This is a genomic window from Siphonobacter sp. BAB-5385 (assembly GCF_002261125.1).
Lineage (GTDB): Bacteria > Bacteroidota > Bacteroidia > Cytophagales > Spirosomataceae > Siphonobacter.
Map to the genome: position 1 here is coordinate 16,339 of NZ_NMPS01000212.1, position 24,138 is coordinate 40,476.

Genomic DNA, 24,138 nt, shown 5'->3' on the forward strand with positions numbered 1-24,138 from the left:
GTTTTGCAGGCTATTTAGAAAAATTCCAAATTATGAGAGCACTTCGACTCCTCTTTCTTTTTTCCCTCCTTACTATTCCTCAGCTTTATGCACAGCACACGGGTTCAATCCGTGGACGCATCACGACCAAAGATGGTAAACCTGCCGAAGGGGTTTCGGTAGGCATTCAGGGCACCACGCACGGCTCCCTGACCGACGAATTTGGCGAATACCGAATCAACAAAGTAAGCTCCGGCACACACGTCCTTGTCGTATCGGCAGTTGGCTTGAAAACGCAGGACAAAACCATCGATGTAGAGCCTAAATCCAGTATCATCGTTGATTTCTCCCTCATCGAAGACCTGGCTCAATTACGGGAAGTCGTCGTAGCGGCCAGTCGTAATCGTTTCAAGGCGGATAAGGTTTCGCCTTCGCTACGTTTACAAACGCCGTTACTGGAAGTTCCGCAAAATATCAAAGTCATCACGAAAGAATTGCTGGCCGATCAGCAGGTATTTGATATGGTCGATGGCGTGACGCGTAACGTCAGCGGAGCAATCCGCTCCGGCCACTGGGATAATCAGTATGCCAATATTTCGATGCGGGGTACGTCCATTCCGGCGTTTCGTAATGGCATGAACGTAAAAATGCCCTGGGGTCCACTGGCCGACGATATGTCGACGGTGGAACGCATTGAGTTTGTGAAAGGCCCCGCCGGTTTTATGATGGCCAACGGCGAACCGGGCGGGATGTACAACGTAGTAACGAAAAAACCAACGGGCACGAACCAAAGCTCCGTCTCCTTCACCACGGGTAGTTACAACACCGTACGGGCCGCCATTGACCTCGATGGCAAACTTTCCAAAAACGGAAAACTGCTGTATCGATTCAATACGGCTTACCAGACGCGGGATACTTACAACAAATTCAACTACAACGACCGCTATGTCATTGCACCGGTCGTCAGCTACCAGATTGATTCCAACACCGTTATTACGGCCGAGTATACCCACCAGCACGTAGAGGCCCTGGCTTTGGGTAATTATACTTTCTCGAAAAAAGGTTTTGGTGAAGTAGGTCCGGAATTCTTTCTGGGTGATCCGGCTCTCAATCCCCGAATCATCAGAGATCACAACGTATTCCTGTACTTCTCCCACCGGATCAACGACCGCTGGAAGCTGAATGCTCAGATTGCGTACTTCAATTATTCCCTCGGTGGCGGCGGTACGGTATGGGTAACGTCCATCGACAGTCTGGGCAATATGCGTCGGAACTATAACATCGGTGACGAGCTGGCGATTAACAAAACGGGTCAACTTACCTTACAGGGCGAAGAGCGAACCGGCTCCGTATTGCACCGCATTCTGGGTGGCATTGACATGGGTAACCTGAAAACCTGGGGTGATTTCAGCAGTACGACGCTGGGTGACCTGCAACTGGCTGGTAATGCTCCGTTTAACATCTATAATCCTACGTACGGTATTCCGTTGGCGAACATTCCGCAGTTCGACCGTTCGCGTAGCATCCGGGAACGTTCGGGTTCTAACGTATACGCAACGAACCTGACCTATTCGGGTATTTACTTACAGGACGAAGTTCATTTGTTCAACGACAAACTACGCCTGACCGTAGCTGCCCGGTATACGCAGTCCCGGACGGTAGGTAAAACGAAAGCAACTGACATCAAGGATAACGTGGTAACGCCGCGTTTTGGCTTTAGCTATTCTGTAAATCGCGAGATGAGCATCTATGGTCTGTACGACCAAAGCTATCTGCCCCAGGCCGGGGCCGATTTCGATGGAAACGTCTTCAAACCCGTATATGGCACCAACACGGAATTTGGTATCAAGAAAGACTGGTTTGGTGGAAAGTGGAATTCTACCTTCACCATTTATCAGATTACCAAAAACAACGTCCTGACCCCTGACCCCCGTTTCGGTATCAACAACCCGCAGAACTGGCAGGTACAACTGGGCCAGATTCTGTCGAAAGGCGTAGAGTTTGACCTGACGGGCGAAATTGTTCCGGGCCTGAATGCTACCCTGAACTACGCCTATACCGATCCGAAAGTAACGAAAGATGAAACGGCTAATCCCGTCAACAATCGCAAAGGTACCTACCTGGCCGGAACAGCCAGACATATTACCAACGGCTGGTTAACCTACCGCATCAAAAGTGAGCGTTCGGCCCTGCGGGGACTAGGCTTCTCCGGAGGGTATCAATACCAGGGTGAGCGTTTTGCCGGAGCCGGTTTGAAGGACTCCAACTTCCCGGACTTCTTCCGTCTCGATGCTGGCGTTTCGTACCAGGCCCGAAAGATTAACGTTTCGTTACTGGTGAACAACCTGGCTGACAGACGCATGTATACGTCGGGAAGTGCCCCGGCTAACCCCCGAACCGGTTACTACACGTACATCTACGAATTCCCCCGGAATTTCCGACTGAACCTTGGTTACAAGTTCTAGGAATTCCATACATATTCACTCCCCGGAAGCAATTTCGGGGAGTTTTTTTATACATGCTAAAAGCAGCAACGAGCTCAGCTTTAGTAGTTTCCTTTTTCCAGCATTTCGTTCGAAAGTGGATTGTTTATATCCAATGGCAGAAAGAAAGTATGCTGACAAAAGCGGCAACGTATATATTTAAGCGGTAGAAATCCGGCTAATTTCTTCATCCACTCCGGACGACCCAGACGTTCCAGATGGGCCGTGCGGTTACACTTGGGACAAACCCACTCATGAGCGGTACGGAGTCGAATGCTAAGTAGTAGGCCTGCGTATAGGGCTACTACGAGAAACACAAGGGCGGCAGCAATCATAGCAGTATAGAGGTGAAAGATTACAAAGTTACTCTTTTACACCAAGCGGGCAAGTCGTAGTGGATTAAGTATTACTGAGCAATTTGTTAATAAAAGACAATCTATCGTCGGAAGGTTTCCTGCCATTCTTAAAAATAAATGCGGCTTCGTTCAGTAAAGTCCGTTCAAGGTTTTATCTTCGAAAACCCTACCCTTGTTGTCTTTTCACTTAATTTATTTCATCTCACCTCACAGGCCGCCCTGGTGAACAGAAGTATTTTATACATGCGTAAAGAAGTCTCCCGGCAACTTGCCCTTTTCGACGTATTACGGGGTATCGCGATTATTTTTGTATTTGGCTATCATTGGCATCAGGCTTATTTCCCGCAGGCATTAACCGCCACTAATGGTCCGGTGCTTTCGTTCCAGCAAGCTACACTCTCTAATCTATACGCTACTTTTTCACCCCTGGCCTACGGTAATCTGGGCGTGCAACTGTTTTTAATCATCAGTGGGTTTCTCATTCACTATTCGTTTCTGGGAAAACAGGAACCCCTTAACTACAGGCAGTTTATGCTTAGGCGGTTCTGGCGGATTTACCCGACGTATTTGTTGGTACTCCTCTTCTTCGCCTTTCAAAATCAGCAGCTCACGCAGTACGTTTTACGTGAAGAACGCGGACAGCTTTCCTTTATCACTCACCTGTTCCTCATTCATAACCTGTTTGATGATGCCGATATTCTTTTTGGCTTCAACGGTTCTTTCTGGAGTTTGGCCCTGGAGATGCAGCTATACGCCTTGTATCCGCTTCTGCTGGTCCTTCGCAAGCGGTACTCGTTATCTAAAGTCTGTCTGGGCTTGCTACTGGTTCACCTCGTCGTGATTTCCTACTGCTTTTATCACCTGCGATTCAAGTTTAGTGAGATCACTTTCGTGGGTCATTTCTGGATTATGTGGGCGTTGGGAGCACTGGTAGCCGAAAACTATTACTACGGCAGACGTACGTTTCGCGTATCTGCTCCGATCCTGGCCGCTTTGTTTCTGGTTTTCCTGAGTACCAAGTTTTTCCCCACGTTTTACGTCTTTTTCCAATACATCGGTTCGGCCATTCTGTTTGCCATGCTGCTGGATTACCTGCTGGTGAGTCGTCTGAATTTTACGGCACCTTCCTATAAAATCCTCAGCCTGATTGGCGTGTGCAGCTACAGCTTTTACCTGATTCACCAGCCAATTCTGGGTACGATTTACAACTCCATTGATTTGCTGGGTATGGCCCGCCACTGGCCCTGGTTCAAATTTGTGAATGCCAGTGTTGCCTTTGCTTTCATTACGTTCCTTTCGTACAGCCTTTATCTGGTGGTGGAGAAAAACTCCGTTACCCTGGGCCAACGCCTCAGCTTTCTACGAAAACCCGTCCGCGTTCCAAAACCGCAGAAAACGTACGAGTCCGTAGAAGAATAAACCTTACTTTGACTTTGGCACGGAGGGCTGATACAGAAAGTAGTCGTACACACTCCGACTGATCTGGGCAATGGTTTGCTCCCGCAGCTCGGATGGAGCCTGCGAAGCTCCGACAAATACCGCAATAGCAATGTGGCCAGCATCACCCGGCAGCGTAATGATTCCAACATCATCGGTAGCCGATGCACCCATGGTACCCGTCTTATGAGCTACCACCGTTTCGGGGGGTAAATAGCCCTTTAAACGCCCCTGCCCGCCCCGGCAACGTTCCATGATCGCCAGTAGCGTATCCCGACTGGCGGCGGATACGGCCCTGGCCTGATAAATCTGCGTGAGTAACTGAACCATCGCTTCCGGCGTAGACGTATCCCGGGGATCTTTGTCGAAGGTAGTCTGGGCCGTTTTACGTATTTCTGGTGTTAATTGATCTTCCAGACGGGTATAGAAACCAGGATTTTTCCACTGACTCGTATCGGGTAAGGTTACGCCTTCCCAATCGGCAATGAGCTGAATGATGTTTCGATCTACGGACATGCCTTCGATCCCTAAAGCCTTGAGCCGATTTTGTACCGTCCGGGTTCCACCCGCCAGGCGAATGAGTATATCCGTGGCCGAGTTATCACTGATGACCATCATCAGTTCCATCAAGTTCTGAAGCGAAAGCTGAACGCCCGGCTTGGCAAACAGCGTTTCGAGCGTACCACTGCCCGGATGCAGATCCGAAGGCTGTAGCTCGGTCATGGTCAGGTACGAAAGTTCTCCTGTTTCGATCTTGCGGAGTAACTCTACGGCTACCGCCACTTTCATTGTACTCGCCATCGGAAAACGATCTTTCGCGTTCATTCGAATTTCCCGTCCACTTTCCAGGTGCAGGCACAGACCCCTACTTTGCCTTTGGCCAGCTTCGCCATACGTTCGAGTTCCTGTTGTAAACGCTGCGTGGCGAGGTCGGTCGTTTTTAACGAAGATTGTGCCGAAACCAGTAGCGGCAAAAGAATGAAACTACAGATAAGCCTTAGGGATGGAAAGCCGGAAAAGATCATTTTCATAGGAACGAACGCCTGAACGAGTGTCAGTTTATGATTAAACGTCGAACCTAGCATTTTTCCTACATAAAATAAAATCACTTGAATAGTTTACGTACATCTTTCCCAAATGTCAAAATAATATTTTTACTTTGATGCTTTTCTCAGAATAATGTTCATTTCAAACATTTCACTGCTTTATCTTCATTCCATGAAGCCGATCAAGGATGGAAGCGGATCGTACCGGCCCAACGCTCATTTGTGAACGCTGCTACCTCTCAACCCGCCACCGCTGGATCTTTAGCTCTGCTTTTTAACCAATTAAACCATTTATGCAGAAACGCTTACTACTTTCCATTTTTACGCTTTTCCTGTTTTCGGGTTCGCTGGCTCTGGCTCAGCAAATTCGTGGAAAAGTTACTGTAGAGGGAGATAATACGCCGCTCCCCGGTGTTAACGTTTCCCTGAAAGGGACCTCCAGTGGTACGGTTACGAACGCGAACGGAGAATACAGCATTAACCTTTCCTCTGGGCGTACAGTACTGGTTTTCAGTTACATTGGTTACGTGAATCAGGAAGTTGACGCCAATGGTCGTAGTACCGTAGATGTGACGTTGAAGGCCGACAACAAGCAGTTTAATGAAGTCGTCGTCACCGCTTTGGGAATCAGCCGGGATAAGAAGGCGTTGGGCTACGCTGCTCAGGGTGTCGGTTCGGAGGAACTCGTACAGAACCACCAGCCTAACCTGGTAAATGCCCTGCAGGGAAAAGTGGCCGGGGTTACCATTTCGAGTACGGGCGGTGCACCCGGTCAGGGGGCTCGTATTTTGATTCGCGGGATTAACTCCATTGACGTCAGTCGGGATAATCAACCCTTGTTCGTGATTGATGGGGTTCTGCTGGACAACTCCACTTCTACCCTGGGCAATGATGCCGCGGGTCGTGGCATGAGCAACCGGGCCGCCGACATCAACCCCGAGGACATTGAAACGATCAACATCCTGAAAGGGGGAGCGGCTACGGCTCTCTACGGTTTACGCGGAGCGAACGGTGTGGTCGTCATTACGACGAAATCAGGCAAAGCCGGAGCCCTACGGGCCAACTACAGCGGTACGTACGGTTTTGAAAATGTAAACAAATACCCAGATGTACAGGATAAGTACACCATTGGCTGGCAGGGTCAGTACGATCCGAACAGCTTCTGGCCTTCCTGGGGACCGACGGTTGAGGAAGCCCGGAAAATTGATCCGACGCATCCGGCCAAGCTGTACAATCATTTCAAGGATGCATACCGTACGGGTCAACAGTTTCAGAATAACCTTTCGTTTTCGGGAGGTACAGATAAAATCAACTTCCTCTCCTCGATCTCGCACCTGAATCAGCAGGGCGTTATTCCCTTCACCAATTACGAAAAGCTTTCGCTGCGATTGAATAGTAATATCAAATTCAGCGATAAGTTTACGACGGGTGTGAACCTGAATTTCATCAACTCCGGTGGTGACCGCTACAATGCCGGTCGGTACAACGAAACCTTGAGTTACTGGTCACCCCGCTACGACGTACGCGACTATCTGACGCCCGACGGAACCATGAAGGCCTACTCCGGTGATAACGCCAACCCGATGTACAACGCGATGACGAATAAATTCCGGGACAACGTCAATCGTCTCATTGGCGGGGTAAATTTCACGTATGCTCCCCTTTCCTGGTTGACGTTTACCTACCGGGCTGGTCTGGATACCTATTCGGAAGACCGGCTGCAAACGGCTCCGGGACCCAAAGGCATTGCGGGTGAATACATTTCCGGAGATAACGGGCTGGGCTTTGTCTATCAGTACCATACCAATTTCCGGGCCATTACGTCTACGTTTGCGGCCAGTGCTACCCACAAATTTGGGGATCTGAATACGACGCTCCGTTTAGGACACGATCTGTACGACCGTCGCATTCGCAGCTTTGGAGCCGAAGGCCGCGAACTGACCGTTTACGATTACTTTGATTTGCGGAATGCCAAAACCATCGTTCCGGTACAATCGGCCGAAGACTACCGCTTAATGGGTCTTTTCGGTGAATTGACATTCGACTATAAGGATTATCTGTTCTTAACCCTTACGGGCCGGAATGACATGACGTCTTCCCTGCAATCGCCTAACAACTCGTTTTTCTATCCTTCGGCCAGCCTGGGTTACGTATTTTCCCAACACTTTAACCTGCCGGAGGTACTGAGCATGGGTAAACTCCGGGCCTCGTACGCTCAGATTGGGAAAGACGCCGCTCCGTATTCGACCGCTACGGGTTATTCGTCGTACCAAAACCTGCCTTCGGGCCTGACGGGCTTTACCCGCGGGGCTCTGCTGGGCAACCCAAACCTGCGTCCGGAATTTACGGATACCTATGAAGCGGGTCTGGAACTGGGCTTCCTCAATAACCGCCTGGGACTGGATTTCACGTATTATAACTCGCTGAGTAAAGATCAGATTATTCAGGTGAATGTCTCCTCCGGTACGGGTTATGTACGGGCGGCTATTAACTCCGGAGAAATGCGGAATCGGGGCGTTGAATTGATTTTACGGGCTACGCCGATCAAGACCAGCAAGTTCAACTGGGACATCAACCTGAATTTCTCGGCCAACCGGAACAAGATTGAAAGCATTCGGCAGGATTTGACTGAGATCAGTTACGCTTCCGAATTCGGGTACGCGAACTCAACCGTAACGATGAAACTTGTTCCCGGTCTGGCCTACGGTAACCTCTACGGAAGAGCCTACCAACGGTACTACCCCAACACCGGAGAAGAACAACCAGCGGTACTGGATCGGGATCGACCCATTGTGATCGGGGCCAATGGTTTCCCGGTGATTGGTACGGCTCAGAAGCTTCTGGGCAATACGCAGCCCAAATGGCTGGGCGGTTTGAACAACACGTTGCGTTACGGCAATTTCACGTTTACGGCTCTGTTCGATGCTCGCGTCGGTCAGGATCGGTACAATCAAATGGGTAACTTCTTCTCGGCATTTGGAATCGCCAAATACACCGAAAACCGCAACGATACCAAGGTGTTTGAAGGCGTACTGGCCAACGGAACACCCAATACCAAGGCCGTCTGGCTCGGTCAGGGCGTTGGTCCGGATGGCGTTAACTACGGAAATGGCTTCTACCGGAACGTCCATCGGGGTGTTTCAGAGTTGTTCATCGAGGATGCTTCCTGGGTACGTCTGCGTTCGGCGAGTTTATCGTATTCCATTCCTTCTTCCTGGATTAAATCGTCCATCGTGAAGAACGCCCGCCTCAGCGTAACGGGCAATAACCTGTGGCTGTGGACCAAGTACACGGGTTTTGACCCCGAGGCTTCAACCACCAACAGCGGTAGCAACGTAGACGGCTTTTCAGGCTTTAGCTATCCAGCCGTGCGTAGTTTCCTGTTTTCTCTGAATGTAGGTTTTTAATGATTTGATGGACATGAAAAACACGTTGAAACGATATACCCTTTTAGCTCTCACCACCCTGGGCCTGACAACGCTCGCGGGTTGTAAGGATTACTTTGATTTAAATAATAACCCCAACCTCATTTCCAATCCGCCGCTGGCCTCCCTGCTTTCGACCACGACGCAGAAAACGGGCCTGAACTCCCAGCGGGTGGGTGGGCTTACGTCGTATTTCGTGCAGTACCTGGCCAGTCCCAGTACGGCCAGTCCCACGGACACGTATCAGGTAACCGATTACACCAGCACCTGGGATGCCGTTTACTTCGGCATGGCCGATTTAAGTGACCTCAAGCGACTGGCTCAGGAACAGGGGGCATCGGAATACGTAGGGGCCGCCGATGTGATGCTTTCCTATCACCTTACTCTGATTCATGATCTTTTTGGGGATGCTCCCTTCTCGAACGCGTTCGCCGGTACTACGCTTACGCCGAAGTACGACAAAGCGGAAGATCTTTATGCTTCCGCCCTAAGTCTGGTCAATGAAGGGATTGCGGAACTGAGTAAAACCGATTCCCGCGTGAAACTGGCGGCGGCCAACGATCTTATTCACAAAGGCAATACGGCCGCCTGGATTAAAACGGCCTATGTCCTCAAAGCTCGCCTGCTGACTAAAGTCTCTAAAACGAGTGCCTATAAGCCCGCTGATGTATTGGCTGCGGTGGAAAAGTCGTATACGTCGAACGCCGATGATGCTCAGATGGCCAGCTTTCAGCTCCGTAACCCCTGGGCTCAGGTAGCCCGTGATAACGCAAACTTGCTGCTCGACGGCTGGTTGTCGGAGCAACTCGTCGATCAGTTGAATGGTACGACGTACGGTTTGTTCGATCCCCGCGTAGAGAAGATTACGGATAAAACGGTAAACGGCGTCTATAAGGGTACTATCAACGGACAGGGAAACATTGGGGCTGCCAACACAATCAAGGATGAAAGCTACATTACGCTGAATTCGCCCCTGACGGGTGATGCTTCGCCCCTGCTGATCGCGACCTTCGCCGAACTCAAATTCATTGAAGCCGAAGCGGCCTTCCGGAGTGGGGATAAAACCCGGGCCTACGCGGCGTACCTGGCGGGTATTCAGGCCAACATGGACAAACTAGGCGTGGCTTCAGCCGCCAGCCAGACGTATCTGTCGAACGCTACCGTAGCCGTGGGAGCTCAAAATCTAACGCTCGATCTGATTTTCAAAGAAAAGTACGTGGTCACGTACCTCAATCCCGAAGCCTGGAATGACGCCCGCCGATCCGATTACAAATACAAAAACTTTACCCTGCCCCTGAATGCAGATCTGCCTACGTTCATTCGCCGGGTAGCGTACCCCAACGGTGAACAGGCCAAAAATACTTCCAACGTTCCAACGGAAGTACCTTTGTCTACGCCGCTTTGGTGGGATAAATAAGCCAACGAACTACGTTTTCCAGAAAAGGCGACTTTACGAGGTCGCCTTTTTCATGGCTGAATTGTATGCTTTTTGCAGTCACGGGCTTTCGCGAGTCCTTCTTTGCCGCTCCTAAGAAACGCTACTTTTTTTCTGATTTTTTGAGGGGAACGGGGGCTTTACGACCAGGCCTTACTCCAAAAGGGAAGCCGTTGCTTTAGGCGATCGAATGGTATACGAAAACGGTGCACTTTGGGCTTCGCCGGGTTTCAGATTCCATCGCCAGTGGAAAATACCCGTCTCGTGATTCACTTCGGCTCCGCTGGCCTGACGATCAAGGATTTCAATCTCTTTCATTTTCGAAATGGGAAACTGATCGTATACCACCAGCGAGATAGGTTGGCGACGGGTATTGCGTACGCTGATTTCGTAGCGGCGTTCCTCGGACTGTGTACTGCCCAGAAAGGATTTCTTCGTGAATTCCTTCTTCTTGATTCGCTGTACCTGCACAGCTTTGTCGCGTCCGAGTGATAAGCGAAGCGTATCGCCCATATTTTCCAGATTCAGCGTCGATTTCCCTACGTAATTGCCCTCCAGGAACAACTGAATATCGCCGTTTAACAAACCGTATTGCTCCCAGTTAGGAATCTGAGCGGTCAGGAATACATCCGAATTGAGTTTGGGTACGGCACTGTATTCGTACAGAGCCGGTAATTCGACCTGTTTCACTTCTACGGCGTATACTTTTCCATCCGATGGAATGGTATAGGGCATTTTAATGTCGTAGGTGAAACTGGTGGGTGCCTCTTTTTCATTCAGCTCCAGGGGTACACCCGCTACTTTTCCCTTCACAGTAGCTACGGCTCCGACTATATCCTGTTTACGTGGCGTGCCGTATCCTATGGCTACTACTTCATTTAAAGCCTGTTGGTCTGCTTCCAGTTGCACATCCAGTATTTCCGAGAAAAAGGGTTTTCGCTGGGATCGAAAGCCAATCCCAGCAAAGACAAGTTGGGTCGCATTTTGAGGTAGTTTCGGTGGAATGCTCAGGCGATATAAGCCATTCTCATCCGTCAGCGTGCCCAGACTCGTGCCCGATAACGTCACGGAAGCATTGGCAAGGGCTATTCCCGACACGTCTGTTACCTTACCAGAAACCTGGGTAACCGTAGGATTGTACGTTTGACTGATGGGTGTATCCTGTTCGGGGTAATAGTTCGTTTGCCCCGTCACCCAGGGTCGTAGCATGGATTGCGTTGCCCGTTGTCGGGGGTCTGCGTTGGAAAGGCTTAGCTGTACCTGATTCCAGTTCTCGCCCGTGTACTGAAACACCTGAGCTTTGTATCCCATTTGCAGTGGTTTGGTCAGGTCATTAACCCGAGCATCATAACTGGGAATCCAGCCGGCATCAGCCACAAAGTAGGTCAGCGTAAACTGAGCCTTTGGGATAGGCTGAGTGCTGGAAACAGTAATCCATACCTCCCCCACCTGCTGATCCGTATTCGTGTTTATTCGGGTGCGTTCACTGTTCAGAGCTTTGATCTCCTCCTCATACTGGCTGATTTTTCGCTCCAGATCCAGTTGTTTGGTCAGCACTTCCGTCAGGCGGGTTCGCTGGAAATCCGCCGCTTCTTTAATCTCACTAGCTTTGAGGGTTTGTACTTTCCCACCCAGTTCCTGATTTTTCAGTAAAAGATTTTCTTCCTGCTTATAGACCTGAAGCAGCTTTTGTTCCAGTTGGATTTTGGCTTCGATCTCAGCCCGACGTTTCTCGAACTGCCGCGTTTTCTCAAGCCGCGACGAGCCCTCTTCGGCATAACTCTGCTGAGCCTGTACGGACAGAACCGTAAAGTTCCCTTCTCCACTGAGCTGAATACTTTGTTTGTCAATTTTGGACGAGAGCTCTTTGAAATACAGTTCCGTTCGCCCGGCGGGCAAGGAGGTTTGAGCCGTTCGCTGAATCTGGGCTCCGTTCAGGAAAACCGTTACTTTTTCGAGTTTGGACGTTAGAGGTACGGGTGTGGATTCCGCCCAGGCTACGGCTGAGCTAAAGAGTAAGAAAAGCAGATACCGCTTCATAAGGAAAGGGTTAAGATTCATCCTCTGGATGCAGGCTTAACTTCAATTCCATACGACTACTGATTTTTTTCTTTTTAATTTTCAGGCGATCACAGGAAAAGCCCACTGACAGCTAGTCAGTGGGCTTTTCCTGTGAAAACTAAAAACGTTTCACCTATTGCTTCGCATAACCACGAAGCTGTCTTTTCACCCAATCCATATCCGATTGCAGGGAAGCGGTTTCTTTCTGAAGATGTTCATTCGTCGCCCGAAGTTTCGCATTTTCAGCTTTCAGCTGATTCACCTCTTCGATGAGTGCTTTAATCGCAATCCTGCACTATCTCCACCAAACAGAACAGTTTTACCAGGCAACATGAAAAAGCCTAGGAGAAGAAGTACCAATACCCACCTGAGCATACGAAGAAAGAGCGGCAGCCAGCAGGCCCGCCGTAAGTAAAGCGTGTTTACAAAAGGTGTGTAAATAAGGTTCAACCCATGGGCAATGCTTGTAAAGATAGAGTATACGTATACACCTTACTTCCGGGAAATTAAGCATTCGTCAGAGGATTAACCTTTGTTACCTACTATCTTGCCAGCGGCTACCAACGCCTTATTGCTGTGTTTCTAAAACTATTCCGTAAATCCGACGCCGTCCCCAGTGAAACCGAACTGCTTGAGCAGTATCGGCAAACGGGTGATTTGCGGATTCTGGGACAGTTGTACGAGCCGCACATGGAAATGCTGTACGCCGTTTGTTACAAGTACCTGTCCAGCGAAGACGCCGCCAAAGATGCCGTTATGCAGGTGTTTGAAGAACTGGTAAACAAAGCACGTACGCACGAGATCAGTAACTGGAAAAGCTGGCTGCACAGTGTAGCCAAGAACTACTGTCTGATGCAATTGCGAAGCCGCAAAGAATTTGTTGACGCCGAACGTATGGAATCGGAAGACCGTTTGCATCTAGTAGAAGAAGCCCCCGAAGATCCGTTGCCCTTGCAGGAGCTGGACGATTGTCTGAAAAAGCTCAATCGCGAACAGCAACAAACGGTATCGCTGTTCTTTTTACAGGAAAAAAGTTACCGACAGATTGTCGAGGAAACGGGTTATGAACTCAATCAGGTGAAGAGCTATTTACAGAACGGTCGGCGAAATCTTAAACTTTGCATGGAAGCCCAGGTAGAGCGATTTTCCTAGTACCTAAATCAAGCATGGCAGCACCCCAAATCACCGCAGAATTGCTCCGCCGTTACGTGGCGGGTCAGGCATCGGATGCCGAGCAGCACGCCGTCGAGCGGGCCGCTCTGGAAGATCCGTTTGTGGCGGATGCTTTGGAGGGATTTCAGACCCTGCCTTCACGCGTACCCACTGATTTATCGCAAAAACTCTCGTCCCGTATTGCTTCGCCCCGGCCTCTCTCTATCGTTTACGGACGAAGAATCGCCGTTGCGGCGAGTCTGGTTGGCGTACTTGCTACGGCCTACGTACTGCTAACGAGCATTCCCCAAACGCCACCAGCGATAAGCGTAGCGACTCAACCTTCGCCCACTCTGCCAGCCGCCCCTGCGGATACGGCGGTCGAGCAGCCAGCCCTTGCCTTACAGGCTATGGAGGCTCCCACTCCGTCGGCCCGCAAGAAAATCGACGTACCCGCTCAGGTGCAGGAAATGTCGGTGGATACGACTATCCATTTATCCCCGCTCGCGGTTGAAGCTCCGATGATGGCCACGCGTATGCTGCGAGAGCCGCTGCCTGCCCAGGTTGATTCATTGGCCGCTAGCTCAAAAGAGCATAGCGTTGGCCTGGGTTCTACCAAGCTGGACGGTACGTCCCGGCAACCCTCGCTAATGATGCGTCGTAAAAAACCGGCGGCTTCCGTAGAAACAGGTTCCGTATCCCGCCTCAAGCGTTCCGATAGTACAGGCGAACTGGAACTGGAAACCGAAGCTGATTACGCCGCCCGGACGCGTGATTCGGTTGTAGTAACCGAAGTTCCTACCGTACCGCCGCAACCCCAGGGCGGTATGGAAGCGGTGCAAGCGTATCTGCTCGAAAAAGCCAGCAACGCCTGCTGGGAGCTCTACTGGAAATTAATTTCCGGAAAAATGGTTCGATTAGCCGCGTACGATTCCTGCAGAATCCGGGTCGGGTTTCCCGCCGGGAAGTGCTGCTCTGGTTACAGCAAGGGCCTCGCTGGCAAGCGGCCTTCACGGCTCAGGGCTCAGTAGCTTTCACGCTGAAACTTTCCCTTTGAACATAAAAAATCCCTGTTCTGGTGAAATGAGAACAGGGATGTATGATTCGTAATTTCTCTTACTTCGATAGTTCTGTGGAGCGTTTCTGAGCGGCGTGTAAACCCGCAATCAGCGATTCGGCCAGATGATTCTCTTCGAAGGTTTTCAGGGCCGCTTCGGTCGTACCGCCCTTGGAGGCTACAGCTTTGATCAGCTCATCAAGACTTTTATCGGCCGTCTGAATTAAATGATATGACCCTAACATGGTTTGTTTGACGAGTTGTGCCGAAAGACTTTCGGGGAAACCCATTTGCTTTCCGGCTTCAATCATCGCCTTTACCAGATAGAAAAAGTACGCGGGTCCGGAGCCACTGACGGCGGTCACGGCATCCAGCAGACTTTCGTCCTCCAGAAATACTGAACGTCCCGTGGCGTTGATGAGGTTTTCGACCCGGCGTAAATTTTGAATATCGACTTCTTTCGCCGCCGCAAAAGCTGTCATTCCCATTCCCAACATGGCCGGGGTATTGGGCATGGCCCGTACCACCAGCGGGTGATCCAGCACGGTCTGAATTTTCTGAATGGATACGCCCGCCATGATACTCAGAACCACCTGATTGTACCGAATAACGGGTTTCAATTCCGCGTGTACGCCCGCAAAATCCTGGGGTTTTACCGCCAGAATAATCAGGTCGGCTTCACTGATTCGCGGTCCGATGGTATCCACAACGACCCCCGTCCGCTCGGCCCGGAGTGCCTCGCCGCGTTCGGCCGATTTCTCGATCAGAAACAGGTTTTCTTTTTGAACCAGATCGTACTGAATAAAGGATTTGGCAAAAGCCATTCCCATATTCCCACACCCAATAATGGCAAGCTTCATAACAGAGGAAAGATGATAGATGAAAGACGTTATCGTTTCATTTTGGAGGTTTTGATACTGGCAATGAGAAGCTTTTGAATCTCTTCGCAATCCATTAAAAAGGAATTTGCCAAGCGATCTTCCAGTAATTTACTATCCCTGAGCAAGGAAAGCCAGTAATGCGTCTCACTAGCCTCCTTATTAGCAATTGCCAGCTTATGAATAAAATCGGGTCTACTTTCAGCCTGTTCAGCTTCGCGAATAAGAGCACCAATGGCCGTACCACTTCTCAGTACCTGTTTTGAAAGGACGTATTCTTTCTGCTCGTCCCTGAGAAAAGAATACAGTTTGATGATACGCAGAGCAAAAGCATAAGATTTTTGGTTAGCGGCTTTCTCTTTCATACAAGAAGCAGGCTAAATTTGAGTAAATATACTCAGTCCTAACCGTAGTCACTATCCTCTCACCTCTTTACTCTACTTATCTATTTAGGGCATTAACTCCTTCAACTTGGCCTCTAAAGCCTCGCCGCGAAGTTCTTTAGCGATGACCTTCCCCTGCGGATCGATGAGTACCGTGAAGGGAATGTGCTGGATCCCGTAATCAATGGCCGCGGCGGAATCGAAGTATTTCAGGTCGGATACCTGCGTCCAGGTCAGGCCATCCTTCTGAATAGCGTCCGTCCACAGTTTCCGGTCTGAATCCAGCGATACACCATAGACCGTAAAGCCTTTGTCTTTGTACTGATTGTACAGGCGAACCACGTTGGGGTTCTCCCGACGGCAGGGACCGCACCAGCCCGCCCAAAAGTCGATAAGTACGTATTTGCCGCGTAACGAAGAAAGCGATACAATCTTCTGCTGCGGATCGGGCAGGTTGATTTCCGGAGCCGGACTACCAATGCTCAGGCCTTTCCGACTGGTTTGTACCCGACGCACCGTAGCGATAAACGCTTTGTAAATCTTAACATTGGGCTTTTCTTTTTCAAACCGATCGGCCAGCTGTTCGAATACCTCGAAATCCTGTTCCTGGTTCAGGAAATTGGTAGCGTACAGAGCCGCCAGCGAAGAACCCATTTCCGGCAGTAAAGCCTTGACCTTGGTTACCATGTCGGTCTGACCCTGTTCAAACTGCTGCTGAATTTTCTGCTGAGCCGCTTTATCTTTTTTCTGGGTAGCCTGTTCGTACGACAAATTCAGTCGATCCACCTGATTCTTGAAAGCGGCGGCCATGGCATTGAGCTGATCGTAGTAAGCCATGTTTTTCGAGCCCGTCACCTTGGTTGCCTGCGGAGCCTTTACGTCGGCCTCTACCTGAAGATTTTCGCCGCCTTCCAGCAGCAGAATAATAGGTTTACTTCCGCCGAGTAGCAGACGGTAAAAACCACCGCCATCGAGCACTTTACCCTTCAATTCGAATCCCTGACCCGTAATGAGCGACGAATCAATGGATACGGGCAAGCCGCGATCATTGACGATCTGTAGGTACGCCTTCTCGTTGGTATTCGGGTTTCGTACCTGTCCCTGAATATGGTAGGTATCCTGCTGAGCAAAACCCGTCAGCGTAATCAGGAAAAGAATCGTGGAAAAAATCAGTTTCATAGCGTAATAGCGTCTAACGATTGGGCTACGAGTTGATTGGTTACTTTCGGATCGGCCTGACCTTTCGACTTTTTCATGACCTCTCCCACAAACAATCCAATCAATCCTTTTTGCCCTTTTTGTATTCCTTGACCTTATCGGGCCAGGCTTGCAATACTTCATCAATCAACGCCTGAAGTACGTCACTATTGCCCTGTTGCAGCAGTTGTAAACGTTCGGCCAGTGCCAGCGGCGAAACGTCGGGGGTCTGAATCAGAGCCGGAAACAGCTTCTGAGCGGCCGCCGAGTGACTGACTTTATTTTCTTCAACGAGTTGAATCAGAGCCGCCAGGTTTTGTGGCGTCAGCGGGAAACCGCTCAGATCCTGCTTGCTTTCGTTCATCCAGGTACGAACGGAACCCATAAGCCAGTTCGCGGCCGTTTTTGGAGTCGTTCCTGCCGCGATCAACGCCTCCAGATACGCAACCGTGGCTTTCGATTCGGTCAGCGACAGAGCGTCGGCTTCGTTGAGTCCGTATTCCGTCGTGTACGTTTGAACCAGCTGGCGGGGCAGCGTTGGCATCTGGCTGCGGATGTTTTCCAGCTGTTCATCCGTAATGAGAATGGGGACCAGATCCGGCTCGGGGAAATACCGATAATCGTTCATCGTTTCCTTCACCCGCATGCCGTACGTCCGACCCGTTTCGGGATCAAACATCCGCGTTTCCTGAATGATGGTTTCGCCAGCTTCAACCATGGCTACCTGCCGCTCGTATTCGTACTCAATAGCTTTTTGTAGAAAACGAACCGAGTTCATGTTCTTCACTTCCACCTTCGTACCCAGCACCGGATCGCCGAACTTGCGAACTGAGATGTTGGCGTCGCAACGCAAACTGCCTTCCTCCATGTTGCCATCGCAGATGTCCAGGTAGCGAACCAGCTTCCGTACCTCCGTCAAATACGCTCCGGCTTCTTCAGCCGAACGCATCGAGGGGTCCGATACAATTTCAATGAGTGGAGTTCCGGCCCGGTTGTAATCGAGCAGGGTATCGCTGGAATGTTCGTCGTGAATGGATTTGCCCGCGTCTTCTTCCAAATGCGTATGGTGCATCGGAATGGCCTTTTCCTGCCCATCTTTTCCCTTAATCCAGATTTCTCCACCGATACAGATCGGATGTTTGTCCTGTGAAATCTGATAGCCCTTCGGCAGATCGGGATAGAAATAGTTTTTCCGGTCGAATACCGTACGGCGGGCAATCTGACTATTGGTTGCCAGTCCGAAACGCACGGCCAGTTCTACGGCTTTGGCATTCAGCTTGGGCAAGGTGCCGGGATGCCCCAGCGTGATAACGGAGATATTCCGGTTGGGCAGTGAGCCGAACTGGTTGGCATCAGCCGCGAAAATTTTACTTTCGGTCAGTAACTGGGCATGGACTTCCAGACCAATGACCAGCTCGTACTGGGATTTAATCGACGACACGGTAGGCTATAATGGATCAGAACGCAAAGGTACGCTTTTATGGGGAAAGGCTTTAGCCCGGCTCCGAATTCAACGGTACCGGGCTATGGGCTCAAGGGTTACTCGCCGCGGGCCATGTCGCGTTTGACGTCTTTTTCTTTGATGTCCTGACGTTTATCGTGCAGTTTTTTCCCTTTTGCCAAAGCAATATTGAGCTTGGCAAAACCGCGATCTGAGATGAACAGACGCGTCGGTACAATCGTTAGGCCCTGGTCTTTCAGCTTACCCACCAGGCGACGGATTTCCTTTTTCTGGAGGAGTAACTTGCGATCCCGAATGGGTTCGTGGTTGTAGTGCGTGCCCTCTTCGTACTTGGAAATGTTCATGTTCCGCACGTACAGCTCGTCGTTGAGCAGCAGACAGTACGCATCGGTGAGATTGGCTTTTCCCTGACGAATGGATTTAATTTCGGTTCCGGATAAGATGATGCCCGCCGTGAAGGTTTCTAAAAACTGGTATTCAAACGAAGCCCGGCGATTTTTGATCTCGACGTGCTTTTGTATTTTTTCTTTTTCTGCCATATCGGTTCCTGTAATACCTGGCCGGTACTTGTTTAGCCGGTTCTTTTTCACGAAAAAAAGTGGACCTATCGACCCGCTGCGTGAATTGGTTTCAAAGATAGCTTTCGAATGGACATCTTGACGCGTTTCTACTGGGCCCGACCGGTTTATACGCTGGACCGTAGCCGGAAATAAACAATCGTTTATTCGCTCCAGAAACGCTGAATATGCTGGTGACAAAGTTCATGCACCGGATAGCGGGCACATTCCTTCGCCAGTCGTTTGACATTCCGGCGATAGCTTCCCTCCTGTATTACCTGATCTACGGCCTTTTTGATCTCACGGGCTGTCGCCATTTCCGTTTTCAGGCGAATACCCAGCCGAAAATACGCCACCCGGGCCGAAATCTCATTTTTCCCTTCGTACAATCCTGTCGCGACGATGGGTACGCCATGTTGCACGGCGGCTAGGGTACTCGCGTAACCCGCGTTCGTCACGAATACGTGTACCTGCGGCATGAGAGCCTGAAAATCCACGTAATCTTCCAGTACAAAATGGGTCTGCGGAAACTGCTCCCGGAGCTGCTGGGTCTGATACCCGCCCGTGGTGGCAATCACCAGCGTAGAAGCATCGGATTTAAAAGCCTCCAGCGTCGGGATGAGCAGTTTTTCCGGATCTGACGCATGCATACCCTGGGAAACGAGCACGACTCGCTGGTATCGTTTCGGGCAAACACGAATGGGAAGGGAAACGGGCATAGCCGCCCGGTATGGAAAAAGCGGACCAACAAACCGAACGTTCGCACTCAGGTCCCGGCGTTGGTATTCGAAACCCGGTACGCCGCTTTGCAGGTATACATCCGCTTCATGCAGGACTGAATCCTGACAAAAATCCTGACTGGCGGGTAATCCATACTGCTTTCGTAAGGTATTATACAACTGGGTGGAAGGCTTGAAAAAGTAGTTTCGAACCCAGTACTGCAATAGTCGCTGGCGACTTTTGCCGAGGAGCGACTGAGCGGGTAGCCAGCCTAATCCATGCAAAGGGGCATCGCTTGAAGAAACGCCCAGCGGCCCCAGACCTACTACCCCCACGGGAACATTAAAAACGAATTTCAGAAAAGGAGCCGCCATGAAAGCCATGTCGCACAAGACCGCATCGAAGGGAAACTGTGCATAAACGGCTTTCAAATCGGTCAGAAAATCGGGAATGGGAGCCAGGAAGCGGTAGGTCAGATCAAAACGGAAGCGGGTGAGCGTACGCGTGAGCTTTTGACGTTGAGGCCAGACCTGGTTGACTTCCGTAGCATGCACTTCCGTAGCCCGCTGAAAAGGGTAAAAGCCTAAACCGAGTTTGGTAATGAGGGACTGATAACTCGGACCCGTATACCAGCCCACCTCATATCCCTGGGATTGGAGGTATACTGCCAGAGCCGTCAGCGGCCTTACGGAGTCGGGGGTTGTCGCTACTAATAGTTTCTTCGCATTCATTCCTGAAAGTCAACAATTCAGCAAACCTACACCGCCTTCCGGCAGGCTAGTCAGGCAGCCTGACTGAACTGTTTAAAAGAGAACATGAACTGTAGGGTCCCATCCATCGTCCAACAAAAAGCCCTGACACCGTCGATGTCAGGGCTTTTTGAGCAATCCGATTCAAGAGCTTATTTCTTTTCCTCTTTCTTCTCTTCGGTTTTGGGCTGCGTCGCCTTGTATTCTTTGTTCAGACCTTCGATCATTTTTTGCGTAATGTCGAGTTTTGAGTCTGCAAACAGAATGCCACCGCCTTTCTGATAACCCAGTACGTATTGGTACTTGTTATCGTTGTTATATTTTTTGATGTACTCGAAAATGTTGTCGTACAGCTTTTCGGTTTGATCCGCCCGCTCTACGGACAGATCATTCGCGGCTTTCTGACGGTAGTTTTCGAAGTCAGACGCCTTTTTCTGTAACTCCAGTTGTTTAGCCTGAGCTTCAGCGGCTAACATGCCACCGGCCCGTTGTTGAAAAATCTGAATTTCACGCTGAATGGCTCCGCCTTTCTGGTTGAGTTCCACGTCGAGTTGCGTACCCTTCTGTTCGAAGGCTTTCTGAGTATCTTTAAAGAAATCGTAGTTATTCAATAAGGAATCGGCATTTACATACACGATGGCCCGACCGTCAGCGGTCACGGCGGCACTACTGCCACTCGAAGAGTTACTATCGCCTTTAAAATGCAGGTAATACAAAACGGCCACCGCCACGACCAACACGGCATTAAGGGCTAACGAAAGGTTTTTCACTGAGTCTAGCTGGTTTGATTAAACAATTAGGTCGGCAAAAATAGCCAATTGCCCCGAAGTGGCAAGCTCGGTTGCACCCAGTATTTCAGGAATTTACGCAAGACTACCAATAGGCTTGTGCTTTTTCGGCGGGGGAAGGGTTCTTGGGGAAAACCGCCTGCCGTACCAAATACCCACTCAGGGAGGCCATTCCACCCAGTAGGGCTCCGCTCCAGGTCGTAGCCGTCAGCAAACCAATGGTACCAATCCCCCGAAAAAGCTCACTGATCCGGTCCGTCAGAATACCCCCTGACCGAAGGTGTTCGTAGTAAGCCATGCCAAACCAGAGCAGGGCGGTGGCGAGAAAACCGTTTAAAAAAGCTTTACTCCCACTCTTGCCTTTCCAGGCTGAAATCAGGAACGGTATGATGACAACGGACCACCAGGGGAGAAAGTACTGGACCATTGCGGAAAGTAAAATCATCAAAACGAATTGCATAACGAACGTTTTAATACAGGTAAAGGGTATCTGGCCTTAGCGTTTACTGATTTTCAGCGTACTTAAAACCTTGGGATGGTTTTCATCAATGGCTTTCAGATACAAAAGTTCATTCAGTTTTCCCTCGGCCCAGGTATTAACCATGTTATCATAGTACGGACTACCCGGATTGCCCGACTGTCCGCCGGGATATACACCATAGGCCGTTGGTCCCTCTTTTCCCAGAGCCACCACCATTCGCCAGGACGGTCCCCATTTACCCCGGAAGGCATTCGGCACATCGGCACCGCCGCCCGCTACTACGTTCGTACGACCAAAGGATTTCAAGGGAGGTACCAAGTGAGCAATCGTCGATCCTTTCACCGCTCCCCAGGCCCAGTTTTTCGAGGAATAGGTCCCGTACTGGCGGGTGAGCGAATCGACGGTCGCCTTGAAGCTAAGCCGAATAATATCCGTCTGATTCTCTTTTACGTCCGCCGTTTCGACGCGATCAAACCATTTCGAATCCGGTTCTTTTAGAATGAGTTTCCAGAGTCGGTCTTTCTGCGGACGCTGTAACGGTTTCTTCGCGTCCGTCGTGAATTCATCCCATACAAAAGAAGGAAGATTTTCCACCCATTTTTCAAAAATGGTCGGAGCTACGGCCTGCGTCGTGTACTCATAATCCCACTGCTGCAGAGCCGTGTACGTTGAGTATTGGGAGGCATTAAGTTCCCCTACTTTGATCTGCTCCAGTAAAGTAGGGAGCAAGTCCCGGGCCAGCACGTTGTAGTTGTCGTTTTGTAATAATCGCAGGCTGTCAATGGTAGCCCGCTGCATGGCTTCAAGTCGTTCATTAATCCGAATAGCCCGGTTAGCCTCCGCAAAACGCCAGTGCAGGTAATACGGATACGACTCATCGACGGGGGCCTGGTTGGCCGAACTTACGTATCCTTGTTTGGGATTTTTTACATGGGGATTGTGTTCGTGAGGAATCCAGCCCTGCCAGTCGTGAGCAGATTTAGAGCCGTCCAGCAGGAACTTACCCTGTTCTTTCCATTTTAACGGAAACTTTCCATTCACCCAGATGGCAATGTCGTTTTCATTACTGGCGAAGACAAAGTTTTGTGCCGGAGCGACGTAATGACTCAAGGCTCGTACGTAATCGTCGTAATTTTTCGAGCGGTTGAGCATATAGAACGTTTTGACGGGATTACCCGGCTCGTGGGCAATCCAGCGTAAGGCCAGACTCGGCGTAGGGTCGTTCCCCCAGCGGGGCAGTGCCACCGGCCCGTGATGCGTATACACCACCGTATCGATCACGGACGGTTTGCCTTTGACCTTGATTTCCTCCACCCGGAAGCTGGTTTTGTGCCATTGCCGCCGGTACAGGTATTCACGTCGCGTAGAATCTTTAAATACGATGGTGTACAAATCAGCTACGTCGGAGCCTACGTTGGTTTCGCTCCAGGCAATGTCGTGGTTGAATCCAATAATGATGCAGGGAGCCCCCGGCAGCGATACCCCGTAGGCATTGCTTTCGGGCGTGGTGAGCTGAATTTGGTACCAGATGGAAGGAAGCGTTAAGCCCAGGTGCGGATCACCCGCCAGAATGGGTAAACCCGTAGCGGATTTCTCACCCGCAATCGCCCAGTTGTTTGACCCGATCCCCTCGACCCGCTCGGGCCAGGAAAGTGGCTCGCGGACGGAAGCCGTCCCTTCGGTATAGTCTTTCGGTACTTTGGGAAGGGGTCTGCGTTTGAAATTCCATTTCGTCCCTTTGGGGATGATCGGACTTTCACGATCGGCGTAATCGGGGTATAAATCCTGGAGTACTTCCAGACCAAACTTTTGCAGCACATTGGTCAACGCCGCATCACCGTCGCGGGGGGTCGCCAAGGTATGCGTCATTTCTACCATGAGTAACATGGACTTTTCCGGCGTCCAGGCTTCGGGCGTAAAGCCCAGCATTTTGTACTCAATGGGATAATCGGCAGGCCGCAGATTGGACAGGTACGCATTGATCCCATCACTGTAGGCTTCGATGACACGGCGAATTTTCGCGTCCTGTTGCACAAACTTCCAGGCTTCCTCGGCGGCTTTCACCGAACCCGTCCGGCGTTTGTACAAATCCAGGGGCAGAGCCTGCTCCCCTACTACTTCACTGAGACGTCCGGCGGCAGAACGAATCGTCAGATCCATTTGAAACAGGCGATCCCGAGCCGTTACGTAGCCTTGAGCGTAGTATAAATCGTGATCATTGCTTGCGAAAATGTGCGGAACCCGGTTGTCGTCGAAGCGAATAATGACCTCCGATTCAACGCCCGGCAGATGTATTTCAGCGTCGAGCATCTGAATGCGACGCTCATTACTCCAAAAACCCGAAAATGGACTTAAGAAGGCCCCCAGGGCGGGCAAGGGACTAAATGAAGTGCCCAGAGCCCACAACAACCCACCCGTGAGGGTCAGACTAAGAACCGCTTTCTTCATGTCGATGTACTGTACGTGATGTAAGAATACAAACGTAAGGGTTC

19 protein-coding genes and 1 pseudogene are annotated in these 24,138 nt (G+C 50.5%); 6 read left to right on the plus strand and 14 right to left on the minus strand.

All coding sequences use genetic code 11. The features are described 5' to 3' along the window. The first annotated feature begins 32 nt into the window (after window positions 1-32). A complete protein-coding gene (locus tag BWI93_RS20485; RefSeq protein ID WP_094814746.1) occupies window positions 33-2,444 on the plus strand; it encodes a TonB-dependent receptor in 2,412 nt (803 codons plus the stop codon). An 80-nt stretch (window positions 2,445-2,524) separates the two neighbouring features. On the opposite strand, the gene BWI93_RS20490 is transcribed toward BWI93_RS20485, so the two are convergent. Continuing rightward, on the minus strand, window positions 2,525-2,797 hold the full coding sequence (locus BWI93_RS20490) for a hypothetical protein (protein ID WP_094814748.1): 273 nt from the start codon (window positions 2,795-2,797) through the stop codon (window positions 2,525-2,527). Window positions 2,798-3,061: 264 nt separating this feature from the next. Between BWI93_RS20490 and BWI93_RS20495 the strand changes: the two genes are divergently transcribed. Continuing rightward, window positions 3,062-4,237, plus strand: a complete 1,176-nt coding sequence (locus BWI93_RS20495; protein ID WP_176454287.1) for an acyltransferase — start codon at window positions 3,062-3,064, stop codon at window positions 4,235-4,237. Window positions 4,238-4,240: 3 nt separating this feature from the next. Here the strand turns inward: BWI93_RS20495 and bla are convergent, their stop codons facing one another. Next, entirely contained in the window at window positions 4,241-5,080 is an 840-nt protein-coding gene (gene bla, locus BWI93_RS20500; protein ID WP_255157974.1) for a class A beta-lactamase, read from the minus strand. Continuing rightward, the gene (locus tag BWI93_RS29030) at window positions 5,077-5,286 is read right to left on the minus strand and encodes a hypothetical protein (protein ID WP_255157975.1); all 210 of its coding nucleotides are present in this window, start codon (window positions 5,284-5,286) and stop codon (window positions 5,077-5,079) included. The genes bla and BWI93_RS29030 overlap by 4 nt, the downstream gene beginning before the upstream one ends. Window positions 5,287-5,594: 308 nt before the next feature. Between BWI93_RS29030 and BWI93_RS20505 the strand changes: the two genes are divergently transcribed. Next, entirely contained in the window at window positions 5,595-8,708 is a 3,114-nt protein-coding gene (locus tag BWI93_RS20505; protein ID WP_094814752.1) for a SusC/RagA family TonB-linked outer membrane protein, read from the plus strand. A gap of 13 nt (window positions 8,709-8,721) precedes the next feature. Further along, complete coding sequence (locus tag BWI93_RS20510) at window positions 8,722-10,143, plus strand: SusD/RagB family nutrient-binding outer membrane lipoprotein (protein WP_094815048.1); 1,422 nt, start codon at window positions 8,722-8,724, stop codon at window positions 10,141-10,143. 171 nt (window positions 10,144-10,314) lie between these two features. Here the strand turns inward: BWI93_RS20510 and BWI93_RS20515 are convergent, their stop codons facing one another. Further along, window positions 10,315-12,201: a mucoidy inhibitor MuiA family protein gene (locus BWI93_RS20515; protein WP_176454288.1), complete on the minus strand. Its 1,887-nt coding sequence runs from the start codon at window positions 12,199-12,201 to the stop codon at window positions 10,315-10,317. Between the two features lie 154 nt (window positions 12,202-12,355). Next, window positions 12,356-12,484, minus strand: a complete 129-nt coding sequence (locus BWI93_RS29035; protein ID WP_255157976.1) for a hypothetical protein — start codon at window positions 12,482-12,484, stop codon at window positions 12,356-12,358. A gap of 314 nt (window positions 12,485-12,798) precedes the next feature. On the opposite strand from BWI93_RS29035, the gene BWI93_RS20520 reads away from it, so the two are divergent. Both BWI93_RS20520 and BWI93_RS20525 read left to right on the plus strand, forming a co-directional pair. After that, window positions 12,799-13,374 (plus strand): RNA polymerase sigma factor, encoded by a 576-nt coding sequence (locus tag BWI93_RS20520; protein WP_094814756.1) that lies wholly within the window; start codon window positions 12,799-12,801, stop codon window positions 13,372-13,374. A gap of 14 nt (window positions 13,375-13,388) precedes the next feature. Next, entirely contained in the window at window positions 13,389-14,405 is a 1,017-nt protein-coding gene (locus BWI93_RS20525) for a hypothetical protein (RefSeq protein WP_094814758.1), read from the plus strand. Window positions 14,406-14,490: 85 nt separating this feature from the next. Here BWI93_RS20525 and proC read toward each other — a convergent pair whose 3' ends face one another. From proC to BWI93_RS20570, 9 genes and pseudogenes are all read right to left on the minus strand, one after another. Then, window positions 14,491-15,291 carry a pyrroline-5-carboxylate reductase gene (proC, locus tag BWI93_RS20530; RefSeq protein WP_094814760.1) on the minus strand — a complete coding sequence of 267 codons (801 nt, stop codon included), beginning with the start codon at window positions 15,289-15,291 and terminating at the stop codon, window positions 14,491-14,493. 29 nt (window positions 15,292-15,320) lie between these two features. Continuing rightward, entirely contained in the window at window positions 15,321-15,674 is a 354-nt protein-coding gene (locus BWI93_RS20535; protein WP_094814762.1) for a four helix bundle protein, read from the minus strand. An 84-nt stretch (window positions 15,675-15,758) separates the two neighbouring features. Continuing rightward, window positions 15,759-16,871, minus strand: a complete 1,113-nt coding sequence (locus BWI93_RS20540; protein WP_094814764.1) for a TlpA disulfide reductase family protein — start codon at window positions 16,869-16,871, stop codon at window positions 15,759-15,761. Then, window positions 16,868-18,330 (minus strand): annotated as a pseudogene (gene gatB, locus BWI93_RS20545) (Asp-tRNA(Asn)/Glu-tRNA(Gln) amidotransferase subunit GatB). Before gatB ends, BWI93_RS20540 begins: the two are co-directional and overlap by 4 nt. Window positions 18,331-18,428: 98 nt before the next feature. Continuing rightward, a complete protein-coding gene (smpB, locus tag BWI93_RS20550) occupies window positions 18,429-18,890 on the minus strand; it encodes an SsrA-binding protein SmpB (protein ID WP_094814766.1) in 462 nt (153 codons plus the stop codon). A gap of 182 nt (window positions 18,891-19,072) precedes the next feature. Continuing rightward, window positions 19,073-20,359 (minus strand): glycosyltransferase, encoded by a 1,287-nt coding sequence (locus BWI93_RS20555; RefSeq protein WP_094814768.1) that lies wholly within the window; start codon window positions 20,357-20,359, stop codon window positions 19,073-19,075. Window positions 20,360-20,529: 170 nt separating this feature from the next. Next, entirely contained in the window at window positions 20,530-21,147 is a 618-nt protein-coding gene (locus BWI93_RS20560) for an OmpH family outer membrane protein (protein WP_094814771.1), read from the minus strand. Between the two features lie 103 nt (window positions 21,148-21,250). Continuing rightward, window positions 21,251-21,625, minus strand: a complete 375-nt coding sequence (locus BWI93_RS20565; RefSeq protein ID WP_094814773.1) for a hypothetical protein — start codon at window positions 21,623-21,625, stop codon at window positions 21,251-21,253. 36 nt (window positions 21,626-21,661) lie between these two features. Then, the gene (locus BWI93_RS20570; protein ID WP_094814775.1) at window positions 21,662-24,094 is read right to left on the minus strand and encodes a penicillin acylase family protein; all 2,433 of its coding nucleotides are present in this window, start codon (window positions 24,092-24,094) and stop codon (window positions 21,662-21,664) included. Between the last annotated feature and the right edge of the window lie 44 nt (window positions 24,095-24,138).